The sequence below is a fragment of the Yersinia sp. 2542 StPb PI genome (assembly GCF_048593855.1).
GTDB classification, from domain to species: Bacteria; Pseudomonadota; Gammaproteobacteria; order Enterobacterales; family Enterobacteriaceae; genus Yersinia; species Yersinia enterocolitica_E.
This window is the reverse complement of record NZ_JAZGQA010000438.1, coordinates 1-837: the sequence shown is the minus strand read 5'-3', so window position 1 is coordinate 837 and position 837 is coordinate 1. Positions and strand designations below refer to the sequence as shown.

Below are 837 nucleotides of genomic sequence, written 5' to 3'. Positions count from 1 at the left end.
ATATTATCAGCTAGTGTGCTGTTTTGGGGTTCCGTGCACATTTCCTCTAAAAGCCCATCTTCAAGTCATATACATTGAATTTTAATGAAAAAAATTGTTAATTTTTAACATCATTTTTAATTTTTCTTTTCAGCCGAAAGTATGTCGCTCGCGAAACCCCTGTTTTTTCTGTCACATTGTTCACCGTTTCACCCTGCAAAATCAAGGTCAGAGCTGCCGGTGTCCGGGGATGAATCTTACGGCCAAATTTTACGCCTGCTGCCAGTGCTACTATTCTACCGTCATTAGTCCGTTCCAGGATGCGTTCACGCTCAGCTTCTGCCACTGCGGCTAGGATCTGGATAACCATTTTCCCCATAGTACCTTCGGTACTGAGGCCATTCTCCAGGAAGCGGATTGCTATCCCTTTTTTGTAGCAGCCATCAACAACACGGATCATGTCAGCGGTGTTACGTCCAAGACGATCCATTTTTGTGCAGATGATGACATCATCTTTCTCTGCACGGGCCAACAAGCGCTGTAACCCCTCTCGCTCATCCGTTGCCCCCGTCATCATATCTGTAAAAATGCGATCCTCGCGGATACCAGCACTTTTCAGCTCCATAATCTGATGCGTCAATTTTTGATGGCTGGTTGATACCCGGGCATACCCCAGTAATGCCATTTTTAGTCTCACTTATCGTTTTTGATACTGCGTGGTATCATAATGCACGAAATACGATTTTTGAAACCTACTTTCACGCTATTTTAGGCCGGTATCAAATATCTTAATATTTGATACCCTTCTGCACTTAGCATATATTTAACATTCAGGTGAGTACATGCAGAAGCATAAGA

Annotated in this window: 1 protein-coding gene; it reads right to left on the bottom strand. The window is 43.4% G+C overall.

The features are described 5' to 3' along the window. Nucleotides 1-97: 97 nt before the first annotated feature. A complete protein-coding gene (locus V1952_RS22140; protein ID WP_267263239.1) occupies nt 98-664 on the bottom strand; it encodes a recombinase family protein in 567 nt (188 codons plus the stop codon). Nucleotides 665-837 lie beyond the last annotated feature (173 nt).